The 21,879-nt window shown below is 44.0% G+C and carries 18 protein-coding genes; 8 read left to right on the forward strand and 10 right to left on the reverse strand.

Features of this window, described 5'->3' with window-relative positions:
- Window positions 1-90 precede the first annotated feature (90 nt).
- Window positions 91-1,710 (forward strand): glutamate/serine transporter AimA, encoded by a 1,620-nt coding sequence (aimA, locus tag BA81_RS14330; RefSeq protein ID WP_034283122.1) that lies wholly within the window; start codon window positions 91-93, stop codon window positions 1,708-1,710.
- Between the two features lie 35 nt (window positions 1,711-1,745).
- On the opposite strand, the gene BA81_RS14335 is transcribed toward aimA, so the two are convergent.
- On the reverse strand, window positions 1,746-1,946 hold the full coding sequence (locus tag BA81_RS14335) for a hypothetical protein (RefSeq protein ID WP_034283125.1): 201 nt from the start codon (window positions 1,944-1,946) through the stop codon (window positions 1,746-1,748).
- 185 nt (window positions 1,947-2,131) lie between these two features.
- Here BA81_RS14335 and licT point away from each other — a divergent pair, with 185 nt between their 5' ends.
- The 5 genes from licT to arr all read left to right on the forward strand — a co-directional run bounded on the left by licT (window position 2,132) and on the right by arr (window position 7,399).
- Window positions 2,132-2,968 carry a BglG family transcription antiterminator LicT gene (gene licT / locus BA81_RS14340; RefSeq protein ID WP_024424409.1) on the forward strand — a complete coding sequence of 279 codons (837 nt, stop codon included), beginning with the start codon at window positions 2,132-2,134 and terminating at the stop codon, window positions 2,966-2,968.
- Between the two features lie 235 nt (window positions 2,969-3,203).
- Complete coding sequence (locus tag BA81_RS14345; RefSeq protein WP_034283128.1) at window positions 3,204-5,060, forward strand: beta-glucoside-specific PTS transporter subunit IIABC; 1,857 nt, start codon at window positions 3,204-3,206, stop codon at window positions 5,058-5,060.
- 19 nt (window positions 5,061-5,079) lie between these two features.
- Window positions 5,080-6,501, forward strand: a complete 1,422-nt coding sequence (locus BA81_RS14350) for a glycoside hydrolase family 1 protein (RefSeq protein WP_034283130.1) — start codon at window positions 5,080-5,082, stop codon at window positions 6,499-6,501.
- Between the two features lie 157 nt (window positions 6,502-6,658).
- Window positions 6,659-6,871: a hypothetical protein gene (locus BA81_RS14355; RefSeq protein WP_024427440.1), complete on the forward strand. Its 213-nt coding sequence runs from the start codon at window positions 6,659-6,661 to the stop codon at window positions 6,869-6,871.
- A 111-nt stretch (window positions 6,872-6,982) separates the two neighbouring features.
- Window positions 6,983-7,399, forward strand: coding sequence for an NAD(+)--rifampin ADP-ribosyltransferase (arr, locus tag BA81_RS14360; protein ID WP_034283133.1), 417 nt, complete (start codon window positions 6,983-6,985; stop codon window positions 7,397-7,399).
- 57 nt (window positions 7,400-7,456) lie between these two features.
- On the opposite strand, the gene BA81_RS14365 is transcribed toward arr, so the two are convergent.
- The 6 genes from BA81_RS14365 to BA81_RS14390 are packed head-to-tail and all read right to left on the reverse strand — an operon-like array spanning window position 7,457 to window position 14,945.
- Window positions 7,457-9,376 (reverse strand): BglG family transcription antiterminator, encoded by a 1,920-nt coding sequence (locus BA81_RS14365; RefSeq protein ID WP_034283136.1) that lies wholly within the window; start codon window positions 9,374-9,376, stop codon window positions 7,457-7,459.
- Entirely contained in the window at window positions 9,373-10,257 is an 885-nt protein-coding gene (locus BA81_RS14370; RefSeq protein ID WP_034283139.1) for an ROK family protein, read from the reverse strand. Before BA81_RS14370 ends, BA81_RS14365 begins: the two co-directional genes overlap by 4 nt.
- A gap of 56 nt (window positions 10,258-10,313) precedes the next feature.
- Window positions 10,314-12,977 carry a mannosylglycerate hydrolase gene (gene mngB, locus BA81_RS14375; RefSeq protein ID WP_034283141.1) on the reverse strand — a complete coding sequence of 888 codons (2,664 nt, stop codon included), beginning with the start codon at window positions 12,975-12,977 and terminating at the stop codon, window positions 10,314-10,316.
- Between the two features lie 28 nt (window positions 12,978-13,005).
- Window positions 13,006-14,124, reverse strand: a complete 1,119-nt coding sequence (locus BA81_RS14380; RefSeq protein WP_034283143.1) for a PTS fructose transporter subunit IIC — start codon at window positions 14,122-14,124, stop codon at window positions 13,006-13,008.
- Window positions 14,125-14,160: 36 nt separating this feature from the next.
- Window positions 14,161-14,490 carry a PTS fructose transporter subunit IIB gene (locus BA81_RS14385; RefSeq protein ID WP_024424400.1) on the reverse strand — a complete coding sequence of 110 codons (330 nt, stop codon included), beginning with the start codon at window positions 14,488-14,490 and terminating at the stop codon, window positions 14,161-14,163.
- Window positions 14,487-14,945, reverse strand: coding sequence for a PTS sugar transporter subunit IIA (locus tag BA81_RS14390; RefSeq protein WP_034283145.1), 459 nt, complete (start codon window positions 14,943-14,945; stop codon window positions 14,487-14,489). The genes BA81_RS14385 and BA81_RS14390 overlap by 4 nt, the downstream gene beginning before the upstream one ends.
- Window positions 14,946-15,187: 242 nt before the next feature.
- Between BA81_RS14390 and BA81_RS14395 the strand changes: the two genes are divergently transcribed.
- Both BA81_RS14395 and BA81_RS14400 read left to right on the forward strand, forming a co-directional pair.
- On the forward strand, window positions 15,188-17,854 hold the full coding sequence (locus tag BA81_RS14395; RefSeq protein WP_034283147.1) for a S8 family peptidase: 2,667 nt from the start codon (window positions 15,188-15,190) through the stop codon (window positions 17,852-17,854).
- A 107-nt stretch (window positions 17,855-17,961) separates the two neighbouring features.
- Window positions 17,962-18,444: an Ig-like domain-containing protein gene (locus BA81_RS14400; protein WP_024424397.1), complete on the forward strand. Its 483-nt coding sequence runs from the start codon at window positions 17,962-17,964 to the stop codon at window positions 18,442-18,444.
- 308 nt (window positions 18,445-18,752) lie between these two features.
- Here BA81_RS14400 and BA81_RS14405 read toward each other — a convergent pair whose 3' ends face one another.
- The 3 genes from BA81_RS14405 to mmuM all read right to left on the reverse strand — a co-directional run bounded on the left by BA81_RS14405 (window position 18,753) and on the right by mmuM (window position 21,874).
- A complete protein-coding gene (locus BA81_RS14405; protein ID WP_024427434.1) occupies window positions 18,753-19,373 on the reverse strand; it encodes a hypothetical protein in 621 nt (206 codons plus the stop codon).
- A 112-nt stretch (window positions 19,374-19,485) separates the two neighbouring features.
- Window positions 19,486-20,889, reverse strand: a complete 1,404-nt coding sequence (gene mmuP, locus BA81_RS14410) for an S-methylmethionine permease (RefSeq protein ID WP_034283148.1) — start codon at window positions 20,887-20,889, stop codon at window positions 19,486-19,488.
- 46 nt (window positions 20,890-20,935) lie between these two features.
- Window positions 20,936-21,874 carry a homocysteine S-methyltransferase gene (gene mmuM, locus BA81_RS14415; RefSeq protein ID WP_034283324.1) on the reverse strand — a complete coding sequence of 313 codons (939 nt, stop codon included), beginning with the start codon at window positions 21,872-21,874 and terminating at the stop codon, window positions 20,936-20,938.
- Between the last annotated feature and the right edge of the window lie 5 nt (window positions 21,875-21,879).

The raw sequence follows: 21,879 nt of genomic DNA on the forward strand, positions 1-21,879 counted from the left end.
ATTTGCCAGTAAAATGAAAAGTGAGCTGCTTTGAAAGAAAGACGCTTGCTTGACACATGCTCTGTATTTTAATCGAAAGGTGTTATGAACATGAATCATTTGCATCGTAGGATGGGAACTTTCGCTTTAATGATGGTAGGTCTTGGCTCAATCATTGGTTCAGGATGGCTCTTCGGTGCTTGGCGTGCGGCTCAAATCGCCGGTCCTGCTGCTATTTTATCCTGGTTGATTGGGATGGTTGTGATTTTATTTATCGCTTTGTCTTATAGTGAACTCGGATCGATGTTTCCAGAGGCAGGCGGAATGGTGAAATATACGCAATATTCACACGGATCTTTTATTGGGTTTATTGCAGCTTGGGCGAACTGGATCGCCATTGTCTCGGTGATACCAGTGGAGGCGGTTGCTTCCGTCCAGTACATGAGCTCATGGCCTTGGGAGTGGGCAAAGTGGACGTCTCATTTGGTTACAAAAGGGGTATTGACGACAGAAGGTCTTATGGTTGCCAGTGTGCTGCTTGTGATTTACTTTCTGCTTAATTATTGGACAGTTGGGTTATTTTCAAAAGCAAATACATTCATTACCGTGTTTAAAATTGTCATTCCAGGATTAACAATTGGTGCGCTCTTATTCGTAGGTTTTCATAGTGAGAATTTTACTTCTGGAACAAGTATTGCCCCTAACGGCTGGGCGAGTGTGCTGACAGCTGTTGCGACATCTGGGATTGTGTTTGCCTTCAATGGCTTCCAAAGCCCGATTAATATGGCCGGTGAGGCAAAAAATCCAGGCCGGTCGATTCCAATTGCCATTGTCGGATCGATTTTCATTGCAACTGTGATTTATGTCCTTTTACAAGTCGCCTTTATCGGTGCTGTTGATCCATCTATGATCGTGAATGGATGGGGTCATTTGAATTTCAACTCGCCATTTGCGGACCTTGCCATTGCACTTGGGATTAACTGGCTTGTTCTGATTTTATATGCGGATGCGTTTGTGTCGCCTTCTGGTACAGGAATTACGTATACCGCAACGACGTCTCGTATGATTTATGGAATGGAAAAAAACAAATACATGCCAAGTGTGCTTGGCCGTCTGCACCCTATTTACGGCGTGCCTCGTCCAGCAATGTTTTTTAACTTAGCCGTATCGTTTATCTTTCTGTTTTTATTTAGAGGCTGGGGTGTACTTGCTGAAATTATCTCGGTCGCTACACTCATTTCTTATCTGACTGGACCAGTGACCGTCATGACGCTGAGAAAGACAGGGACAGATTTATATCGACCGCTCCGAATAAAAGGACTTAGCATCATTGCTCCTCTCGGTTTTGTCTTTGCCTCATTGACGCTGTATTGGGCAAGATGGCCGTTAACAGGTCAGGTGCTGTTCATTATTCTCATTGGTCTTCCTATCTATTTTTACTATCAAGCAAAAGCGAAGTGGAAAGGCTTCGGCCGCAACTTTAAGGCGGGTGCTTGGATGGTTGTGTACCTGCTTGTGATGATGACGATTTCCTGTCTTGGCAGTGATAAATTCGGCGGTTATAACATCATTCATTATGGCTGGGACATGGCACTGATTACGGTGGTAGCTCTGCTATTTTATATGTGGGCACTCAAAAGTGGATATGAAACAGAGTTTTTAGAGGATGCGAAAAAAATCAATGATGAGCTGCGTGCTTCTCAGAAGGAAGCTGCAGCAACCAAAGAATAAAGAAACGGCTGCCTGAACACTCGGGGCAGCCGTTTTTATTTGGAGGAAAGGTGCATCACATGCCGTTTCAGCCAAGTGGTGACGCCGCGCAAAACGGCCGCTGTGACAAGTGAAATGAGCACATATCTCCAAAGCTGGCCTAAGCCTTGTCCACTCAGCCAGAATACGATGCCTAGAATGATGAGGGTAAACATGAGCAAGAATAAAAATGATGCAGACCAGAAAAAAGATTTCACAGAAGGTCACCTCCTCAGGAGTATTGTATGCAGGCAATTGAAGGAACAGACCATCTATGAAAGGGTAGAATCATGGTGAAATCTATTGCAAAAGTCAGATAAAAGCACCAAGTGATTTGACAATTGTGTTAAGATGAGAGCATATTTTGAGTAAAGTTGTTGGTCATAGACGGAGGTGTTTGGAAATGCAGATTCAAAAGGTTCTAAACAATAATGTCATTAGTGTCATAGATGAACATGGAAAAGAAATCGTCGTCATGGGCAGAGGCATCGCTTTCCAGCGACGTCCCGGGGACCCGGTGGACGAATCGTTGATTGATAAAGTCTTCCGCTTGGAGGATCATTCCGTTCACGAGCGGATGAAAATGCTGCTTCAAGAGGTTCCGTATGATGTGGTCAAGGTGACCGAGGAAATGATCCAATATGCACATACAAAGCTGAACCGAAGATTAAACGAAAGTCTGCATGTATCGCTGGCAGACCATATTCATTACGCCATCGAACGGCTGAAGAAAAATCATCTGATTGAGAATTCGCTTATTTGGGAGATTAAACGCTTATACAAAGATGAATTTCTTGTGGCAAAGGACTGTCTTGAGATGATTGAAGAGCGTCTTCATATTGAACTGCCTGAGGATGAAGCAGGTTTTATTGCCATGCATATCATTAACGCAGAGCTCAATGAGGATATGAATACGACGGTCAATATCACAAAGGAAGTTAATGCCATTCTCACCATTGTGAAATATCATCTCAACATGGAATTTGATGAGGACTCGCTTAACTTTTACCGTTTTCTCACGCATTTGCGCTTTTTCGTCCAGCGTCTGATCAATGAAACACTCCTTGTCAGCGAAGATCAGGACTTATATCAGCTGATCAAAGTGAAATATCCGAAAGCTTACGATTGCGCAAAGAAAATCGCAGAATATGTCTATCAAACCTATCACCGAGATCTTACATCAGAGGAGATGCTGTATCTATCAATTCATTTGAATCGACTGATCAAACGAGAAAAATAAAGATAGATTTTAAAAGAAAGCGTTGACATGAGAAAAGGTGAGTGGTACTATTTGCTCATAAACATAAAAGAATACGGTTTCACAATGATCGTCTTAGAGGATTGTGACTGTTCGGCAGGCAAAACCTAAACGTTCACTGAAAAAGCGCAACAGCAAGCTGCGACTATTTTTGGTGCCCGTTTAGGTTTTTATTTTGCCCAAAAACGTATTTTTTTGAAAAAAAGGGGGTTTTTGCATGAGCTATCGTCAGTTAGCAGAAGACATTATCAAACACATTGGCACAGAGAAAAACGTTCATTCATTGGTGCATTGCGCCACAAGGCTTCGCTTCACCTTAAATGACAGATCAAAAGCAGATAAAGCGGCCATTGAAAAATTAAATGGTGTCGTTACCGTTATGGAAAGCGGCGGCCAATTTCAAGTGGTCATTGGCAATACCGTACCAGAGGTATATCGAGAAATTGGAGAGTTTACGAATCTATTAGAGGATTCCGCTGCTTCATCTGCAAAATCAGGTGAAGAGAGCACAAGCCTTTTCGGGAAATTCGTCGACATTGTATCGGGGATTTTCACACCACTTCTCGGTGTCATGGCGGGTGCAGGTATTTTAAAAGGTCTCTTAGGCATCTGTATCAACGCAAAATGGTTATCTCCTGAAGATACGTCGTATCAAATTTTATTTGCTGCATCTGACAGCTTGTTCTACTTCCTGCCATTATTGCTCGCATTCACTTCTGCTAGGAAGTTTAAAGCGAATCCGTTTGTCGCTGTGACGATAGCAGGTGCACTTATTTACCCAACCATTCAAGAATTGTCAAAAGGCGGCGGAGATGTGACATTCTTCGGGATTCCAGTCGTCTTAATGTCTTATACATCTACGGTCATCCCAATCATTTTGGCAGTGTTTGTCATGGGATATATCGAACGTTTCTTTAACAAAGTCATTCATGAAAGTGTCAAAAACTTTATTACTCCACTGATTTTGCTTGTCACGGTTGTTCCGCTGACACTCATCGTATTTGGACCATTTGGTGTGTATGCAGGGAATGGCATTGCAGCTGTTTTGCTGAAAGTATTCTCCTTTAGTCCTACACTTGCAGGTGCTTTAATTGCGATGGCTTGGCAGATTCTTGTCATCTTCGGTATCCATTGGGGACTTGTGCCAGTGATTTTAAATAATATCGCAGTCCATGGGAAAGATCATATCAAGCCGGCCACTGCGCCAGCTGTATTCTCACAAGCCGGTGCTTCCATCGGTGTTATGCTGAAAACAAAGAATAAAAAACTGAAATCACTGGCTGGATCGACAGCAGTTTCTGCTGTGTTTGGGATCACAGAGCCAGCTGTATACGGGGTCACACTTCGTTTGAAAAAACCATTTATTGCAGCTGTTATCTCTGCTGGGGTCGGCGGTGCGATTATCGGTTATTCACAAAGTATTGCAATTGCGTCAGGCCTTCCAAGTTTACTGACACTGCCGATTTTCTACGGTCAAGGATTTACAGGGTTTATCATCGGAATTTCGGTCTCGTTTGTCCTTTCTATCATCTTAACTTATTTGATTGGATTTAAAGATCCAGTAGATGAAGATGAAACGCCGGCCGCTTCTGCACCGGTAATTGAAAACGAACATGGGGTCAAAGCCGCTCATGTGAAAAGTCCTTTAAAGGGCGAGGTCATCAAGCTGGAGGAAGTGCAGGATAAGGCATTCTCATCTGGTGCACTAGGAAAGGGCGCAGCCATCATTCCATCAGAAGGCAAGCTGTTTGCACCAGTATCAGGAGTTGTGACAACAGTTTTCCCAACAGGCCATGCGTATGGTCTAACCTCTGAAAGCGGAGCAGAAGTACTCATTCACATTGGACTGGATACCGTACAATTAGGCGGAAAACATTTTACCCCGAAGGTTGTTCAGGGGCAAACCATCACAGAAGGCGAACTGCTTGCTGAGTTTGACATAGAAGCCATCCAAGCAGCCGGCTTGTCCGTCACAACACCAGTGATTATTACCAATTCAGGTGAGTTTAGCGATATCATTGAAACAGAAGAGAAACAAATCACACCAGGGCAATCATTTTTACATCTAGTTTAATCAAAAGGAGGAAGAAATCATGAGATATTCAACACTAGCATCATTTCCAAAAGACTTTTTCTGGGGCGGATCTACTTCCGCCTATCAGGTAGAAGGTGCGTGGAACGAGGATGGCAAGGGGCCTTCTGTCATTGACATGAGAGCAAGCTATCCTGAAGGGACAACGGATTTTAAAGTCGCAAGCGATCACTATCACCGTTATAAAGAGGATGTGAAGATGTTTGCGGAAATGGGCTTGAAGGCTTATCGCTTTTCCATTGCGTGGACACGGATCATTCCAGATGGAGATGGGGAGATCAATCAAAAGGGGATTGAATTCTATCATTCACTCATCGATGAATTGCGCCGCTATGGCATTGAACCAATCGTGACAATGTATCATTTTGATCTGCCTCATGCGCTTCAAGTAAAGGGCGGGTGGTCTAACCGCGGGACAGTGGATGCGTTTGAACGCTATGCAGAGGTGCTATTCAAGGAGTATGGTCAGAAGGTAAAATATTGGCTGACCATTAATGAACAAAACATGATGATCTTACATGGATCAGCGCTCGGTACACTTGATCCAAATTTAGAAAATCCGAAAAAAGAACTGTATCAGCAGAATCATCATATGCTCGTTGCACAGGCAAAAGCCATGACGCTTTGTCATCAAATGCTGCCTGAAGCGAAAATTGGACCAGCGCCAAACATCGCGCTCATTTATCCGGCTTCTCCAAAGCCTGAAGATGTGCTTGCTGCGGCGAATTACAATGCGATCCGAAACTGGCTTTATCTTGATATGGCGGTGTTCGGCCGTTATAACAACCTCGCTTGGGCGTACATGAAAGAAAAAGACATTCTTCCTGTCATCGAAGAGGGAGATATGGATATATTGAAAAGCGCGAAGCCAGACTTCATTGCCTTTAACTACTACACTTCTCAAACGGTTGAAGCGAGTAAAGGAGATGGCAACGACGAATTTGCACGCGGCGGAGATCAGCATTTGAAATCCGGTGAAGATGGCGTCTACAAAGGCGGCAACAACCCATTCTTAAGCAAAAATGCGTTTGGCTGGGAGATTGATCCTGTCGGCTTCCGTTCAACGATGCGCGAGATTTATGACCGCTATCAGCTGCCGCTTATTATCACGGAAAACGGATTGGGTGCTTTCGACAAGTTAGAAGAAGATGGTTCAATCCAAGATGATTATCGAATTGATTATTTAGAAAAACATATCGAACAAATCAAATGGGCGATCACAGACGGCGTCGAGGTATTCGGATACTGCCCGTGGTCAGCCATCGACTTAATCAGCACACACCAAGGATGCTCCAAGCGCTACGGGTTCATCTACGTCAATCGCGACGAATTTGACCTAAAAGATCTCAAAAGAATTCGCAAAAAGAGCTCTTATTGGTATGAAACATTGATTCAGCAAAATGGAGAGAACATCGGGAAGTAAATGATGAAAAAGCCAATCACCTTATGCGGGTGGTTGGCTTTTTTTCTTCGTTCACTTTATTGGCAAGATCATATTGTTCGAGTTGTTCTAACATGATAGTCTGATGATATATTGTAAAAATTGGATAAAAATCCATTATCAGAAAGGGGTTGTTTATATGATGACGATTTTTTTTATGTTCTTCACATTGTTTTTGATTTTTTATGGTTTGAATTATATAGGACAGAAATTAATTGCGAAGGAATATCCAATGAACCATGGATTGATTGTGACGCTGTCAGCTGTGGAAGGTATTCTTGTTTTCGTCATTGTTGGTGTGAATGCGAAATTTCCGTTTTTATTTACAGTACTTATGTCTGTTCACATCTAACTCTCTACTATCATTATACCCCGAATTTAATCTCATTTATAGACTGTTTCTCGCCCAGATCAGGCCGTATACTGTTATACGCAAGTCAAAAACGATAAGGGGTGTGGCTGTATGAATGACAAGCAAAAGGTGTTAGATCCCGGGCCGTTTTTTCATGGGACAAAAGCGGAATTGAAGATTGGAGATCTGCTTGAACCGCTTTATTTATCCAATTATCAGGATAAAAAATCGAACCATATCTATTTCACCGGAACACTAAACGCGGCCAAATGGGGTGCTGAATTAGCTAGGTCTGATGCGAAAGAAAGAATTTATATTGTAGAACCGTTAGGCGATTTTGAAAATGATCCAAATGTGACTGACAAAAGATTTCCCGGCAACCCAACACGTTCTTATCGATCGAAATCTCCGTTGAAAATAGTCGCAGAATTAGGTTCTTGGGAAAGACATTCCGATGAAGAAATCAATCATATGCTGAGCTCCTTAAAAAAATTAAGTGAAGAAGGAAAAAATGTCATATACGATTGATGATGTATATCTAAATAAAAAGGCCGCCTCATGAACTGGGCGGCCTTTTGTTTGATCTTATTGAAATAACGCATCCATCAGCTCATTAAATGTTTTGGCTTGCTTGAGGGAGTGAATGCGGTCTGGATTGTCCAGTAAATCGACGGCCTGTTCAAAGAATTGGTTCATACAGGCAGCGTCATCCTTATGAATCGCCAATAAAAAGACAAGTGAAACTTGGTCTCCCTGCCAGTCAATTGGCTGTTTTAAGTGTGCGATGGCTACAGAGGAGGTGCCTTCATTTGTGATAAGCGGGTGCGGCATTGCAATGCCGCTGCCAAGATAAGTAGACGACATTTGCTCCCGCTCAAGCACCGAGGACCGAAAAGAAGACGATACTAGCTGATGCGCCTCTAAACGGCTGCATAATATATCTAATACCTCATCCTTGCTGCTTAGATCAGTATTCATGAAAGTCAATCGCTCTTGAAAAAACGCCATCAGCTCTTTTGAGGGTGCCCCGTGCCCATTTAATAAATGAATGACTTCATTCACACGCTGTATATCATGATGTTCAAAAAAGGCGCTGACCTGAATGACTGGTTTCCCCTTTGATGCGAGTGGAACGGTTGTGATGATGACGTCACACGGCAAAGAGGTGCTCATGAGATAATCCTGATAGGAATAGAGCTCAACGATGTCAAGCTCGTGCTGAAAGGCTGCCTTCAATTTAATTTCAAGCAGTCTGGCCGTCCCTAGTCCAGACCCGCATACGATAATAGCTTTCTTTTTTTGCGAGGTGTCGAGCTGACTTCTTTCAAATGAAGCAGCGATATGCAAGGCAACATATGCGGCCTCGTCTTCATTTGGCGTACGCACCAGCTGTAAGGCATTCAGTCCGCTGACAGCCAAATCAAACGGGTAAGGATAGGACGCTTTGATCTCATGCAAAAGCGGATTTTGTAATGATACGCCATATTGGATGCGATTTAATAGCGGCTTCATATGAAGCATCAAGTCTTGCTGCAGGATGCTGTCATCAGCAAAACGATGGCCGCTTGTTTTTTCAATGTGCTGTAGAAAGACTGTAACCGCCTGTTGAACTTCCACTGTCGTCTGATGCTGGGCGGCTTCTTTCCACGTTTGGTTCGCCAATAGATGCATGACTAAGTAATCTGTTTCATCCTCTGATAAAGTCACATAAAAAGTGTCACTCACCTGCTGTATGATTTTTTGTGCAATTCTCATCAAAACTGGTGATCTTTGTGTGCGGACGGTACTGGCGGATATCCGCTGGTTTTTTCGTGTTTGCTGAATCGCAATGGCTAAGTGAATGACTAAATTTTTTAAGGCAATGTCTTTAATGAGCAATGACTCTTGATGCAGGTTCGTCAACACAATAGATCGAATGGTTTCAAGAGATATATCAGGAAAATGGAGCTGCTCCCGCTCGGTGATATGAGAGAGAGCAGGCTCTTCTTCAAGAAGTAAGTCTGCATAGCACGTTCTTTTTTGCAGCTCATCTCCTTCAATCTTTAAGCCAAATCCAGGCTTTGACACAAGGGTCATTCCGTAACGGGCTAACATCTCTCGTCCTTTTTTTAAATCACTGCTGACCGTCATGCGGCTGATAAACAGTTCTTCAGCCAGCTGGTCAATTTTTAAGTAATCGGATTGAAGCAGCAGCTTTCTCATCATAAATCGTACACGCTCTTCTGGCATGACGGGGACAAGAGAACGGGCAGGAAGCTTTTGCTGATGAAGCCAAAGTAAGAAAGCGTCTTGATCACTCGTTAAAAGAGTATATCCCTTTCCTCGGATCGTTTTAATCATAGCCCCGGCTTCCTTTAAATACTCATTTGCTTCCTTGATTAAATTGCGGATAGAGCGGTCAGATAAGCGAAAAGAGGCAGTGAGCTCCTCCAGCTTCACGAACCCCTTCGTTTCAAAAAGCCGCTGAATCAGCTGATAGGTTCGAGGATCTGCCGTCATCATCATTGCGCGGCTCCTTGCGCCTGTAAGGCATCAGTTCCAAGAGCGATGGCGCCCATTAAACCAGATAATCCATCAAAGGATGGTTTTGTGATAATTTCATGTAAAGGCTTTGGCAGCTGCAAATAGCCGCGAAGCCGCTTGTCTGTTTCATCAAGAATAAGCGGCAGCATAGCCGGCTGTTTCATCACGCCTCCACCTAGAATGATGCGTTCTGGTGAAAGGGTGAGCAGCAGGTTAGCAATCATTTGCCCGAGATAGTAAGCATGAAGTGACCAAGCAGGATGATCCTCTGGCAGCATGGGTGCCAGTGTATGATAGCGTCCTTCTATGGCAGGCCCAGATGCCAGTCCCTCTAAACAGTCATGATGTATAGGGCAGCAGCCTCCGTAAGCGTCATGAGGATGCCGCTGAACGGTGATATGACCCATTTCTGGATGCAGCAATCCGTGAATCAGGCGATGTTCAATATAGGCACCGCCGCCTATTCCAGTCCCAACAGTAATATAGACCAAGGAGGCAGGCTTTTCTGCTTCAGTTGAAAAACGGGCTTCTCCGAGTGCTGCACAGTTTACATCGGTATCAAGCTTCATCGGGAGCCCGAGGGCTTGTTTTAAGGTAGAGAGGAAAGGGAATTGGCGCCAGGCTGTTTTTGGTGTGTCTAAAATCGTCCCGTAGCTTGGGCTTTGCTCTTTCACATCGACAGGCCCGAATGCCCCAATTCCAATGGCATCGACACGATGCTTTGTAAAGTAATCGATCACTTGCCGGCATGTTTCATCTGGATTCCCTGTTGCAAAGGAAGTCATGTGTTCAATCGTTCCGTCTGTAGTTCCGTAGCCGCAGACAAATTTCGTTCCGCCTGCTTCAATGCCTCCAATTCGCATGATCAATGCCCTCCATTAAAGAGGGGCGGAATCCATTGGATCCCGCCCCTACATGTTCATTTTTTCTTTACAATGTAGGTTTGTACCTGACAAGGTGTAAGCGGTTCAATGTGTAATGATCCATGTTGTGCTTTGAGTATATGTCCTTCAGGTGTTTCTCCTAAATTCGCTGTTTCTCCGTGTTGTAGAGATGAACTATTGATTGAAGCGGCTGTTTGACGCGTTAAATATGGATTGAAGAGACGAATGACAATGCCTGTTCCGTGCTCTTCTTTTTTCAGAGCGCTTAGAATGGCTCCATCTGTCTCGATGTCAAGCAGGCTATAAGTAGATTGTAAGTCTTCTTTTTCATCTCGGAAAGAGAAAATTAAACGACCGTTTAAAAAGTCTGCCCGCTCGTAGCATTGAACAGGTGTGGTATACCGTTTGGCAAGCTGCGCTAGGTGTCCCTCGCTGACTGCATCCTTGCTATAGTGCATACCAAATGTGAATGACAGTGCACCTTGCAGCTGAGCGTCAGGCGTATCCACAATTTTTTCCCCAGATGCGCGTCCTGGACGGTAAAGAAGGTTTTCTTTCCCCATTTTCCCGAAACAGCGGAAGAGCGTATATGCAATCGTTGTATAGCCTTCTCCTGTGATCTGATATTCTCTCACGCAGTCGGTCAACAGAGCGGCACCATATGCTTCATCACGAAGTGCAGCAAAGGATTGCATCGGTTCAATGGTGATCGGTTTTTCTTCCCAATGTTCATTGTTCCACCATTCAAGCTCTTGCGTCAGCTCTGTTGGGCGTTCAATGGTACCAAACTGTTGATCGCTCAGTGATACGTTTGATGCGATGCCTGTATCAAAAAGAACGCGCAGGCGATGGTCCAATGCATGGTTATCGACATTTACATGAAAACGGATGACAGCATCGTCTTTATTTAATGCCACCTTCGCTGTGATCGGAAGTGAAGTCGCAGCCGATTGCTGAGCGCGCGCCTCTAGGTCGTAAGGGACAGTGAGCTGAAGCTTGATGGTCAGCTCTTGCTGCAGGCCGCTTTTAGCCACTGAGATGTCTGCTGATGAAAGATCCTTGGATGACACATACAGGTCCTCACGAGGGGGTGAATAGTTGTAGGAATCCCCATCATCTCCGTTGTCTTCAAAGATCATTTGCTCAGAGAATGTCCGGCCAGTTTGCTTATCTGTGATGTCCAGTGATCCGTTGTCATTTGCCGCAATGCGGTAATACGTATTTTCAATCACTCGTCCTTCAGTTTGTTCCCATGCCGATTCGCTTGATTCATCGAAGACCATGATGACCTGTGTATAACCAACTGACGGTAAGTTGATGGCTTCAATCAGCAGAATGGCTTTCCATACTTGCTTTGGCATGTACACTTCTTTACTTGGGTTAAGAGAAATTTGCTGTGCCAGCACATAATCTGTGACATCGGTTTTGCTTTTCACTGTGTACTGAAGCGTTCGTCCATTTGCATCCTTTAGCGTAAATGGACGTTCCGTGATAAAGGTTTCGACTTCAATGACTTCAGAACGTTTTGAAGGCAGTGTATTGAACAACGTGAATGTGATTTCTTGCTCTGTTTGCAGTCGAATAGCGATGAGACGCATGTGCAAGTCCACAAGATTCTCGGCGATTTCCTTTGCCTGTTTGTAGCGGAAGAAGACGTCTTGATTCGTCGTGTCACTATTACAGCCGCCAATGCTGTCATGCGCTGCATTTTCAAACATGAGGTACCAAATATCGCGAACCGTATCATGCGGATAGTCGTGTCCGAGAGAATAGCTGATCGTGAGGATGGGCTCCATCACATTCACGAGATAGTTTTCAATTTGATTGTTTAAGATTTTTAAATCCGCTCGTGTTGAAAAAATAGATTTATGAATCCGCATATGCTTCGCATGAATGAGCTCTCCGTGTAATGTCTCAAAAGATGTCCGCTCTTTTTTCACGGCTGCAATATAATCTTCTAAACTGCTGATTTCATAGTGATGCTCGTCAAGTTCATTGGCTTTTTCTAATAAGTCAGGCAGGTTTTTGCGAATCGGTGCTTGGTCAAAGCCATTCGGGAAATAGACATTCTTTGTGGTTGCCTTTGCTTGCAGCGCACCAATCTTTTCAGATAAAAAGGCTTGTAAGTCCTCATCTTTCTCAGGGATATTTCCACCGTAGTAGTAGCCGAATGGCAGATTCACAGCAAAGACTTCACTGCCGTCAGCACCGCGCCAATTGAATTCAGTATGGTTCGTCATATGGTCAGAAACGCCGCGCCAAAATGCCGTATCGACAATGCCGAAGCCGCGATAAATTTGAGGCATTTGTGCGGATTGACCGAAGGAATCAGGGACATAGCCGACTTTCATCACGTGGCCGAACTGCTGACAGCGTTCAATCCCATATTGCAGGTTCCGCACAATCGATTCACCTGAAATGACGAGCTGGTCGGTTTGGGTATACCATGGGCCGATGATGAGACGTTTCGCTGTGACAAGCTTTTTGATTCGATTCTCATCCTCTGGACGCCATTTCAAATAATCATCTAATAAGGAAGCTTGGGCATCGAGCATGAAGTAATGGAACCTTTCATCTGTTTCAAGGGTATCTAAGATGTCCATTACGCTTTTCATTAAGTAAATACGGGAGCGGGAGGTGGTGAAATACCATTCCCGGTCCCAGTGAGTATGTGGAATTACATGTACATTGACAGTCATTGATCAACGACACCTTTCTTCGTTCAAATTATCCTTCTAGCACAAGGTCAAAATCGTCTTCTTCTTTCTGCTTCTGATCATGTTCCGGCGTTTTTGGCTCTTTTTTCTCAGAGAAATTCACAAGCAGGTTGGCGCCAATACCGATGACAAGTGCGCCAGTAAGGGCTCCGATTAAATAAGCCCACCAGTTTCCGACTGAGAAGAAGCCGTATAGCCCGCCAATTGGCGGCATGATGTCATGAACTCCTAATAATGCAGCGACCCCGCTTCCAGCAGCACATGCGACAACATTGAGCGTAATCAATTTCAAAGGATTGACGAGGGTAAAAGGGATCGCCCCTTCCGTAATACCGATAATCCCCATGACAAGGCCGCCTCGTCCGGCTTCTCTAAAGGTTGGGGAGAAGTTGCGTTTTCGAATCAATGTCGCAAGCCCGTATCCAAGCGGTGGAATGACAATCGCAATATTGACGAGAATGGCAGGGAGGTAGACACCTGATAGGAAGAGGGCGTTACCAGCCATCCACGCTGATTTATTCACCGGTCCGCCAAGATCGAATCCAATCATCGCCCCTAAAATGAGAGCGAGCGCGAGTGTGCTTGTTCCATCAGCGACCATACCTTTAATCCATTCAATTAATGCCGTGTTCAAAGCGCCTAATGGTCCGCCCAGCAGAACTGACATAAGAAGTCCGGTTAAGCCAACGGTAATGAGCGGCAGGATGAGCAGAGGGACGAGCCCGGCTGCAGAGTCTTGAATTTGAATTTTTCTTTTTACAAAAAGAGCAACATATCCTGCGAAGAAGCCTGCAATGACGGCACCAATAAATCCAGCATTGGTTGAGCTGGCGAGGGCACCGCCGATAAAACCGGCTGCAAGGCCTGATTTATCCGCTATGGAATAGGCGATAAATCCAGCAAGCAGGACGTTCATTAAGCCAATACCTGTCCAGCCGACCTGCTCCATTAAATAGGCGCCGTGCAGTATGCCGCCAGCATCCTTATAGGGGTTTAAATCTGAAACGCCAAACCCTAATCCGACCAGTTTTGCTAAACCAACGATTAGTGAGGCGCCGATGATTACAGGAAGAATATAAGAAATACCGGTCATAAGATGGCCTTCAATGACTTTTAATTTTGCTTTCATTTTGCTTTGCTCCTTTCTATATGGCATTGCTCATGTTTATTGAGATTCAGACTTTTTCTTTTCAACAAGTGCTACAGCTTTGGTGATAATTTGCTCGGCATTTTTTAAGGCACGTCCGATCTCGACACGTACAGTGGGTATGCCTGAGAAGCGTTCCGCATCGTTGATATGCTGATTTGAGGCAATGATGCAGAGGTCTGCCTGCTGCGCTTCCTCTGCTGTAATGCCGTTCACCTGTCCCATAATCCCCTGCTGTTCGATTTTGATCTCGTGTCCGAGCTGTTTACCTGCATTTTCTAACGCTTTGGCTGCCATTGGAGTATGAGCTAACCCTGCTGGACATGAAGTGACACCGACAATTTTCATTGTGTAATCCCCTCTTTCAATTGTTGTTCAATGACGTCGTAATAGTAATCAGCTGTTTGACCTGGTTGAATCTTCTCGATAAAAGCAGGTTCCATTAGACTGGTCGCAATACCTGACAGTAATTTCAGATGTGTGACATTTGCTTCTTCTAGTGGAACGAGCAGTGTAAATAAATAGCTTGTGGGCAAATCGTCGAAGCTTCCCCATTCAATGGGTTGTTCAAGTTCTAAAAAAAGAAGTGAAGCCGTTTGTACAGCGGAGCTTTTTGTATGTGGAATGGCGAAGCCTTGCTGAAGTCCTGTTGAGACTTCGTCTTCGCGTGTCAACAAATCTGCTAATAGCCCCGCCTGATTGTTTGTAATCTGAAGGTCTTCAGCTTTCTCGGAAATGTATTGTAAAACCTCATTCTTTGATCGTCCGTTTACTTGTGTGAAAACATGATCTTTTTGGAACAAGCTGATCCCTTCTCTCTTGTTTGTTAAGCGCTTACAAGTTGATTGTAATGTACTTTTCCGCATGGTTAAATAGCATCATTTTCCGTTTGAAATGGCAAAAAGTTTATGAAGCTATCCGTCTTGCTGACTGAATATCTCAAATCCTAGCTTAAAACGAGTTTAATTATGTAAAAAACAGATTCTACTAAATGTATTTCTGTGATATTCTTCCAAGGTATCATAAAAGATAAGGGGGTCTTTTCATGTTCAAAAAGCAGGTCAAATCCTGTGTGATCGTACTCATGGCCATCATTCTATGTATGGCAGCATTACCTGGATACGAGGCAGCAGCTGCCACTCATGGAACAAGTGTCAATGAAGCCATTGGGTTAAAAAATGGTGAAGTCATCTCAGGTACATTACAGAATGAAAAGGAAGAGTCGTGGTATCAAATCACGCCATCTGCACAAGAGGTGGCAAAACATACCCACATGCAAATTTCTGTGAAAAGTAAACAAGTGCTGTCCGTATCGGTCTATCCAAGCAAGGACAGAGCGATGAAGGATGACACATATTCAAGATATCGCGTGGACACAGCAAGCGGAGAGACAGAGATCAACTTCCCGCATGCATGGTCAGGTCCCTATTATGTCAAAGTGCTCTACTTAGGGTCGGAGGAAGACAGCCGTGATGAGGAAGAGGATGCGGCATATACAATCGGATATAAAGGAGCTAACCTTCCGCCTTCTGAACCTGTTTTTCCTGAAGAAGATGAGCCTGAAATCATCATTATTGAGAAAAAGTACGGGCGTGAAATTCTTCAATCGATTCGTACAATCGAAGATAAACGATTCAATGAAACGGCAGAAGGTCAAAAGCTTTCACGTCTGCTCCAAAAGACAAAGCCGTTTCTCAAATCGAAGCTCATCAAACATCAAAAAGAGCAGCAAAAGGTATACAACCATCTGCTCACATTAAAAACACTGCTAAGTGACGTAGAGAAAAATGGTGCATTTAGCGGTCATATCGTAACAGAAAAAGAACAACAGGCGATCGGGTCTCTTTTTGATATGCTCAAAGAAGCAAGTCCGGCATATTTAAAAAAGGAATTAGAAGCCGTCAGTCAAAAAATGGGCATCGATCAGCTTGAAGGAAAGTCAGTTGGTTATGTATTAGAGAAACAAAAGCTTGTAAAAGAAGAGAAGGTTAAAACGAATAAGATCATTTTTAAATTAAAGGATGGCCAAACACTTCAATCTGCGAAAAAGAAAATGAAAAGCTACGGCATCCAAGAAAACCGTGTGACATCTCAGTCAGTTAGTCCTTTATTCAAAGGAATGTATGTCTATGATGTGCCAGCAGGGCAAGAATCAGCTAGAAAGACACTAAAAGCAGGCAAAGCGGTCATCAAAAGCACGGCAAGAAAGCTTTCCAGCATGCCGAATGTTGAATTTGCAGAGCCTGTTCAAACCTATCGTGCGCTAAGCAGCGACGCGCAGTATAGTTATCAGTGGCCGCTGAAAAACAGTGCGCAAAACAGCGGGAAAAAAGGCGCTGACGTCAAATTTGAACAAATGAATACACTGATTGGCACAAGCAAAATGAAGCAGACATTAATTGCTGTTGTGGATACAGGTGTAGACAGCCGTTTGACAGATTTAAACGGGACTGTTCGTACAGACTTAGGTGCGAATCTCATTGGACGAAACAAAGATGCGATTGACGACAATGGACACGGTACGCATGTGGCAGGCATCATTGCCGCAAAATCCGATAATCATTACTCAATGGCAGGCCTTAACCAACATACGGGCATCATTCCGGTGAAGGTGCTGGATGCCTATGGCTTTGGCGATACAGAGCATATTGCACTTGGTATCAAACATGCAGTGGACAAAGGCGCAAAGGTGATCAACATGAGCCTTGGCGGCTATTACAGCAGAGTGATTGAATATGCAATGAATTATGCTGCACAAAGAAATGTACTAGTGGTCGTGGCAAGTGGAAATGATGGCGTACCAGAAATGGGCTACCCTGCGACGTCAAAATACGCAATGGCGGTTGGCGCAAGCAACCGTATGGATATTGCCGCTGAGTTTTCAAGCTATGGCAAAGGACTGAGCATGTCAGCACCAGGGTCGGATATTCCGAGCCTCATGCCTGATGGGAATGTCTCATACCTGAGCGGGACATCAATGGCGACACCATATGTGGCAGCAGCAGCAGGGTTACTGCTTTCTAAAAATCCATCCTTAAAGCCAAATCAAGTGAGAAATCTTTTGCAAAGTACAGCAGATGACATCTCATTTAAATCGATTGATGGAAAAGACGACGTTTTCTATGATGAAAACGAGGAGCCAATTGTCGATCCGAAAATCCCAGGAATTGATTGGATGACAGGACATGGCAGACTGAATGCATTTGCTGCATTAAGTGCTGTCGAATTGAATGCATCAGTGAACAAAGTGGAAGATCAGCATCAAAAGGTGACAGGTAAAGCAAAAGCCGGTGCTGCTATTTCTGTGTATAGAGGCAAAACGCTGCTTGGAAAAGGCACAGCAGGCAAAAAAGGAACCTTTAGTGTGAAGATTAAGCATCAGAACAAAAACAAGGTCCTTCACATTAAAATGTCAAAAGGAAAGGCCGCTACGACGCTCAAAACCGTCGTGAAAAAAGGCAAAGCACCAGCTAAGCCGAAAGTGAGCAAAGTAACCATTAAAAGTAAAGCGGTCAAAGGGACTGCGGGTGCAGGCTTGACCATTAAAGTGAAAAACAAATCAAAGAAAGTCATCAAAACAGTCAAAACCAATAGCAAGGGCGCATTTACTGCCCAAATCAAGCCGCAAAAAGCCAAAACAGTTTTGTATGTGACCGCATCAGATGTGAGAAAAAGAGAAAGCAAAGCGGTAAAAGTGGTTGTGAAAAAATAAAAAAAGGACTTCCCTTTCTAAAAAAGGGAAGTTTTTTTGTTTTTAACTGGAAAAATACCAATTAATGTCGATAGTAAAATAGTAGGAAAAAAAAGGAGGATTTATCGATGAAAAAAATCATGTTTGCTTTCGTTCTATCATTGCTTCTCGTATTCCCAACCTTTGCACATGCAGAGGAAACTGGAGCAGTACCAGCATCTGTAGAAGTAACAAGTGTCACAGCAGCCGATAGTGGAATAGTGAATTACGGCTATGGCAGTAAATATCGCGTGGGTTCTTATTATCCAGCTACGTTTAAAGGGACACTCAAAGATGCAAGCGGAAACCTCATGCCTAATCAGCCGATCAAGCTTTATTTTGAAGCAGCCATCAAATCTTATGCTCAAACAGCGACAGGCACAACAGACGAGAATGGACAGTTTTCACTGACGTTTCAAGTTCCTGCAGGTGCAGGCTACCAATCATACAATAATGCAGGCTGGTCAACACATTACTACGATATCGTTCCAGTGACGTTCACGTCAAACGACATCAAACTATCTTCAAATGTCACAAGTGTGTACCATTTGGCATATACATCACGTTATTAATCTCATAGAAAAAAAGGATGTCATCAGGTGACATCCTTTTCTTTTTGTTAGCAAACCTGCTGGGCGGCAACCGAATGAGTCGATAAACAAACACTCATCAGCCGTTATTCCCAGATTTGATCGAGCATTTAACTTTTCATCTTGAGCTTTGATAGATAAGAACTTTCACACTTGAACTTTGATCCTTGAACATTCAGCTTTGAGCTTTTATCAAGGATCATCCTAAGATGATCATCAGATGAGGAGGGAATGACCTTTCCCTCGGAGGTGTTTAGTCCTATCGATTTTCGGCTCACTAACAAAATCAATTAATCAATCTGTATTTTCGTTAGTGTATTGCTTTCAGACAAGGAAAAATCAACTTCCATTTGGAAATCTTCAATTTCTTTCGAAAGCTGTTCAATTTTCACTCGAAGGCGAAGCGGATCGATGATCACCGCCTCATTTTCAGCTAGAAAAGACTTCACGATCTCTTGGTTGGCAGCTGCTTGTGTCTTTCCATCTTTCCCAAACAAGGTCTCTAAATGCTGATCAAGTCTCATTTTCACATCTTCATTCGTTTGTTCAGCTTTGTCGACCAGCTCTTTGTACACCTGTTTCATTTTCCGTAAATAACGAATATCGTAGTCTATCGACGTCTTTCGTTCAATCGCCTCTGCCACCGTCATACGGACACCCGCCACATCAATCATTGTGGTTGCATTTGATACAACGATGGCTGATTTGATGGCATTCCGGCGTTTGATTAAAGCTCGAATCGATTGATCATCAGCCTTTGCCTTTTTTTCAATCTCTTCTTGATTCTGAAATCCGTGCTGTATATGTTTCCCGATCATCAATCCACCGAGTACGGCTTCATCAACGGTTCGGTTGATTCTTTTATCTAACATTTTCAGTTCACTTAATGCTCTTGTAATGGTCATTTCCATATTCACGACAACTCCCTTGGTTCATCCTGAAATCATAGATTCCTATCATATACCAAAGTGTGCTTCTTTTACTAGCGATATCCTTTTTTGTCAGATGAAAAAACCCTGATGTTTATACACCAGGTTTTTCTCGCTTTTTCTGAATCCAAGCTGTCACGTAATAGGCAGCATAGCAGAGCGCAATGAAAGGAATGCCGCAGATGAGGGCAATCCGCTGATTTGGATCAAAGGCAATGCCAATGACAGATGCAAGACATAGGAGGAAGGCTGCAATCGGAACTACTGGATAGAGCGGTGTTCGAAAGGATAAATCATGAAGCTGTCCGCCTTCCTGTAAAAATCTTTTCCGAAACATAAATTGTGAGGCAGCAATCCCCATCCATACAACCACAACGGCCAGTCCAGAGATTGACACTAGGACAAGGTATACCGTTTCTGGTGCGATCACGCTCGATAGCAAAGAAAGAATCCCACCGATCATACTTAAAATGAGTGCATTCAAAGGAATGCCTTTTGACGTCAGCTTCGCCAGTTTTTTAGGAAGTGTCCGTTCCTCAGAAAGCGACCAAAGCATACGAGATGATGCGTATAATCCTGAGTTTGCGGCAGATAAGATCGCGGTCAGGATGACAAAATTCATGAAATCTGCGGCATAAGGAATCCCGATACGATCAAATACCACGACAAATGGGCTTTTGATCACCCCGGCTTCTTCTACTGGAATCAAGCCAGCCAACACAACGATCGTTCCAACGAAAAACAGGACGAGACGCAGGACGGTTGTGCGAATTGCTCTTGGAATGGTCTCGTCAGGATTGACGCTTTCACCCGCAGCAATCCCAATCAACTCCGTACCTGAAAAAGCGAAATTGACGGCAAGCATCGTCATTAAAATTGGTAAAAAGCCGTTTGGGAAAAGACCGCCTTCCCCGGTGAAATTAGAAAAGAACGGAGCGACCTCACCGCCCTTTAATGGGATCAAACCAAACATGGCAGCTCCGCCAAGAATAATAAAGAGAATAATAGCCATCACTTTAATACTGGAAAACCAAAACTCTGATTCTGCAAAAAACTTGACTGTAAATGCATTCAGTAAAAAGATGAGAAGAGCAAAAACACCACTCCACATCCAAACTGAAGTGTCTGGAAACCAGCGCTGCATTAATAGTCCTGCGGCTGTAAATTCCGAACCGAGTGCCACTGTCCATGTCAGCCAGTATAGCCAAGCAACCGTATAGCCTGTACCAGGTCCAATGTATTTTGTTGCATACGTATGAAAAGCCCCTGTGACCGGCATTGCGACAGACAGCTCACCTAAACAAAGCATCACGAGGTAGACAATTAAAGCCCCGACAAGATAGGCAAGAATGGTCCCCGCAGGTCCGGCCTGATTGATGGTATACCCCGAGCTTAAAAAGAGCCCTGTTCCAATGACGCCGCCTAGAGAAAGCATGAACAGGTGCCGGCTCGTCATTTTTCGTTGATATTGTTGTGACTGATCTTTTGCTTGTTCCATGTCTTCCCGCCCTTTTGCTTAGAAGTATGTGTGATGATTCATGATGCTACGATGTGGTTCGTTTTAAGATGTCATTGATATCTTCTGGGGTCGTCCGGCAGCAGCCGCCGATGATATGCGCGCCGTCTTTGTACCATTGATGCGCACATTCCCCAAAAGTAAGATGAGACGTATCTCCGTTCCATACTTTTTCTTCAGGATCATATATTTCACCTGAGTTTGGATATACCACAATCGGTTTGCTCGTTCCCTTTTTCATTTCTTGAATAAGAGAAGTAATAAATTGCGGCGGCGTACAGTTCACGCCGACGGCAGCGATTTGTTCATAAGGCTCAAGCGCCTGTACACATTCTCGAATGGAATCACCTTCACTAATGCGCAGGCCATCCTTTGCGCTGAATGTGATCCAAGCAGATACCCCGCTGAATTCATCCTGCAGCAGCTTTGCAATGGCAGTTGCTTCAATCAGACAAGGAATCGTTTCGCATGCAAGAATATCTGCACCCGCTTCTACTAATGCCTGAATTCTTGGTCTGTGAAAATCAATAAGAGCCTGCTCTGAGAGTCCATAATTTCCTTTATATTCTGAACCATCAGATAAATAAGCGCCGAATGGCCCCACAGATCCAGCGACAAATGGTTTTGTCCGTCCTTCACGACGCGCTTCATCCTGCCAAAAAAGATCGCGTGCCTCTTTCGCAAGAGTGACAGAGCGTTTCATGAGTTCAATCGCTTCTTCTTTTGTATAGCCTTTTTCAGCAAAGCCTTCAATCGTTGTTTGGTAGCTGGCGGTAGTTGCGCAGTCAGCACCTGCTTGGAAGTAGTCCAAGTGTACTTGCTGAATCAATTGTGGCTGTTCAATAAGTATTTTGGCTGACCATAAACGATCGTTTAAGTTACAGCCCTTTCGTTCAAGCTCTGTTGCTAATGCACCGTCTAAAATCAAAGGTGCGTGAGCCTGTAAACGGCTTTGAATAGGATTCATCGGAA

It is taken from the genome of Bacillus safensis FO-36b, from assembly GCF_000691165.1.
In the GTDB taxonomy this organism is placed as follows: Bacteria; Bacillota; Bacilli; order Bacillales; family Bacillaceae; genus Bacillus; species Bacillus safensis.